Raw genomic sequence first — 3,674 nt, forward strand, 5'->3', positions numbered from 1 at the left:
ATGAGACCTGAGACATGGAACGGTTTTCTATTGTAAGGAGGGATGAGTGACTTTAAAAGGTATCGTCGGAAAGGTGAAAGGATTCTGGGGGAAGATGCCTGCCGAGGAGATCATTCCCGTGGAGGCGATATCCCAGGAGTTCACGCAGAAGGAAAAAGAAAATGCCGGATGGGTGTCCCCGAACTACAGCAAGTCGCGAACGGTGCACCTCGATCCGGCCGTGCTGGCTGACAACCGTTGTGTGGGAATATTTCCCTATGCCCGGGAGGCCGAGGTCTACAAGGTGCTGCGGACCCAGATACTCCAATGCACAAAGGAGAACGGCGGCAATACCATCATGATCACCAGCGCATTGCCTGGCGAGGGGAAGACCCTTACCGCCATCAATCTTGCCTTCACCTTTGCCAAGCTTTTTGAGCAGACTGTCTTGCTTGTTGACGGGGACCTGAAACAGCAGGCCATCCACAAGACACTCGGTTTTGCGAGCGACAAGGGCCTGATAGACCATCTTGTCGATGACACGCCACTTTCTGAACTCATGATCTGGCCGGGCATCGACAAGCTGACGCTCATATCCGGGGGCAGGTCCATCAGCGAGAGTGCGGAGCTTGTCAGATCAACGCGGATGAAAGAGCTTGTGAATGAGATGAAGACGCGCTATCCCGACCGGTACGTTTTCTTTGACGTGCCACCCATCCTGAGCGGCGCTGATACCCTTGACTTCGTGTCCCTTGTGGATTACGTCATTGTGGTTGTCCAGTCAGGGGTTACCCCCATCGACGAAGTGAAAAAGGCCATTGAGCTCATCCCCCAGGAGAAGGTGATCGGTTTTGTTTTGAACAGGCAGGAAGGCAAACAGGCCCATGAGGAGTGAGAGCAAAATCCGGCTTTCTTAAGGTTTTTACTGAAAAATGCGATATATATCACAGACATTACGCTGTTTAGGACTTATATTGTACATGTGAAAGGAAATGAACGTTACAATAGAGGTTGCCATGAGAAAGAATAACAAATACTTGGTGCTGTCAGCTTTCGTTGGTTTGTGCCTGTTATTTGTACCCGTTATGGCCCACGCCGATTTTAGTCTCAGCTTCGGCGATAACGGGTACTACCCGGACAGTAATCAACACACCGACATATCAAAGGTCGAAGTCTTCGTTTACGACAGCCCGGGGGTGGCCTTTACGGGTGCGGGAGCGACAAACCTGACGTCCAGTAGCACTAAGAACCTGGGCACCTGGACCGCGACTTTGGTGAACCCCACCTATGTTTTAATGGAAGGAAAGAAGGCCTTGCAGGACTTGTACTGGACTCTCCTGTTCAGCGGGGATGCTCCGAGCGAGTTCCGCCTCGACTACCTGGTGTACGGCAAGAAGAACAAGGTCGCATTTGGGATCAGCTTGGCCATCGTGGACGGTCAGGTGAACATCACCCAGGGTTCGGGTTGGGTTGCTTTGGATCCCACGAACCTGCCCAACTACAACCGCAACCCTGTGCCGTTGCCTCCCAGCGTTTGGCTTCTTGGCGTGGGTCTTGTCGGAGCGTTCATTTTCAGGAAGAAAATGGCTGGCTGATTCGGCCTCCGGAAGTAACTAATATAACAGGGGTAACGCCTTCGAAGGTGTTACCCCTTCTTCTTTTGACAATTTACGGATATAATTGCATAGGCTCCTTTTGTTGAGCACACATGATGAGCGCTGTTCTTGAGACCAAGCGCCCACAAGCCACAGGAGGTTTTCATGAGCAATGATGATGGACAGAAGAAAGGTTTGACAAGGCGTAGTTTCTTAAAATCCGCGGGCGGCGCGGCCGCGGTTGCCGGGATGGCCGCGGGAGGCGTTGCGGTTGATGCCCGGGAGGGAACGGCGGCAGCAGGCACCCTGCCGAGGAAGTGGAACCAGACCTATGATGTGGTCATTATCGGCAGCGGGTTTGCGGGTCTTGCCGCGGCGATCGAGGCAAAAAACGCGGGGGCCAGCGCGGTGGTCATCGAAAAGATGCCCGTCTACGGCGGCAATTCGATCATCAACGGCGGTGATTTTTGCGCTCCTGGAACGAGGCTCCAGAAGGAAGCCGGGGTTCAGGACTCTCCGGACCTCATGTACAACGACATGATGAAGGCGGGACTCTACCTGAACAATCCCGAACTGGCAAGGGTTCTTGCCGACCAGGCCGGAGGTGCTCTGGAATGGTGCGAGAGCTACGTGGGGGCCAAATTCACACGGCTCAACTTTCATGGTGGCCATTCGGTGAAAAGGGCCAACCAGACCGTCAACGCCTCGGGATCGGAACTGGTCAACAAGATGCTCGCCAGGGCCAGGGGACTCGGTGTGGAAGTCAGGACCCGCACGAAGATGGAGCGCATGATAGCGAACAAGGATGGGAGGATAGTCGGCATTGAGGTTCGGACGGGGTATAGGTACCCCGATGAGAGATCGGGGAAAACGGCATACATCAAGGCCCGCAAAGCGGTCATTCTGACCTCGGGTGGTTTTTCCAACGATATCGCGCTGCGTCGGATCGAGGACCCCAGACTCACCGAGAAATTCGAATCGACGAACCAGCCGGGTGCAACGGGCGAGGCATTGCTTGCCGCCTGCGTGGCAGGAGCAATGGATGTCCAGATGGACTGGATACAGCTTGGTCCCTGGACAAGCCCCGATGAGAAGGGGTTCGGCCACGTTCCTCTCTTTTGCGAACGCCTCGTCGGCTATGGGCCAATGATCGATCCCGCGAAGGGAAAACGTTTCTTCAAGGAAACGGGAAACCGAAAGGAAAGGGCCGACGCCATCATCCTCCTTGGCCATCCCGTCATCATCATGGGTGACTCCTATGCCGTGCCCAAGCAGGTATTTCCGAAGGCCCTGGAAAAAGGCATACAGAGCGGGGCAGTAAAGAAATTCGACACCCTGGAAGCGCTGGCAAAGAATTACAATATTCCCCTCAAGGTCTTTCAGGAGGAGATCGTCCGCTGGAACACCTTTGTCGAGAAGAAGAAAGATGACGATTTTGCCTGCATGATATTCCCTGATGCCAAACCGACGGTCACTGCGCCTTTTTACGCGGCCCGGCTCTGGCCGAAGGTCCATCACACCATGGGCGGATTGGTCATCGATAAGAACGCCCAGGTCTTTGGTTTTGACCTTAAACCCTTGAAGGGGCTCTATGCCGCGGGTGAGGTCACGGGCGGGATACATGGCGCCGTGCGTCTTGGAGGGGTCGCCATGGCGGACTGTATTGTCTTCGGGCGAATTGCCGGCAAGAGCGCGGCCAAAGAGACGGCATGGGGCTGAAGATAGAGGAGGAAGAAAAATGACAGGCAAACATGGCATCACCGGGTTGTCTCCCGGTTGGCTCGTTGTTGTCGGTCTGGCTCTTGCAGCGCTTTTCATCTACGTCGGCACCTCTCTTGCCGCGCCAAAGCAGGTGACATCGGCAAAGCCGGGCAGCTGCACAGCCTGCCACGGGGAGGAGAAGGTTTTTTCGCCGTCCCATGTCAATACGAAGGACATGGCCTACAAAGACTGTCTCGGCTGCCACGAGAAGGCAGGTCCGCAAAAGCTGCAGGGGAAGCTGCCGGCCAGCCATCTCCATCAGCTCAGGGGCATAACCTGCGAAAAATGTCACGGAAAGGCAAAAAAACCTGAAGAGGTCAATGACAGACAGTGCCTGAC

4 protein-coding genes are annotated in these 3,674 nt (G+C 54.9%); all 4 read left to right on the forward strand.

The window, feature by feature from the left end; genetic code table 11:
• Positions 1-46 precede the first annotated feature (46 nt).
• Entirely contained in the window at positions 47-874 is an 828-nt protein-coding gene (locus PHC90_14760) for an AAA family ATPase (protein MDD3847607.1), read from the forward strand.
• A gap of 121 nt (positions 875-995) precedes the next feature.
• Positions 996-1,574 (forward strand): hypothetical protein, encoded by a 579-nt coding sequence (locus PHC90_14765; protein MDD3847608.1) that lies wholly within the window; start codon positions 996-998, stop codon positions 1,572-1,574.
• 165 nt (positions 1,575-1,739) lie between these two features.
• Positions 1,740-3,293 carry a flavocytochrome c gene (locus tag PHC90_14770; GenBank protein ID MDD3847609.1) on the forward strand — a complete coding sequence of 518 codons (1,554 nt, stop codon included), beginning with the start codon at positions 1,740-1,742 and terminating at the stop codon, positions 3,291-3,293.
• Between the two features lie 19 nt (positions 3,294-3,312).
• On the forward strand, positions 3,313-3,674 hold a 362-nt coding region (locus PHC90_14775; GenBank protein ID MDD3847610.1), incomplete at its 3' end, for a cytochrome c3 family protein.

It is taken from the genome of Syntrophorhabdaceae bacterium (assembly GCA_028698615.1).
Lineage (GTDB): Bacteria > Desulfobacterota > Syntrophorhabdia > Syntrophorhabdales > Syntrophorhabdaceae > Delta-02.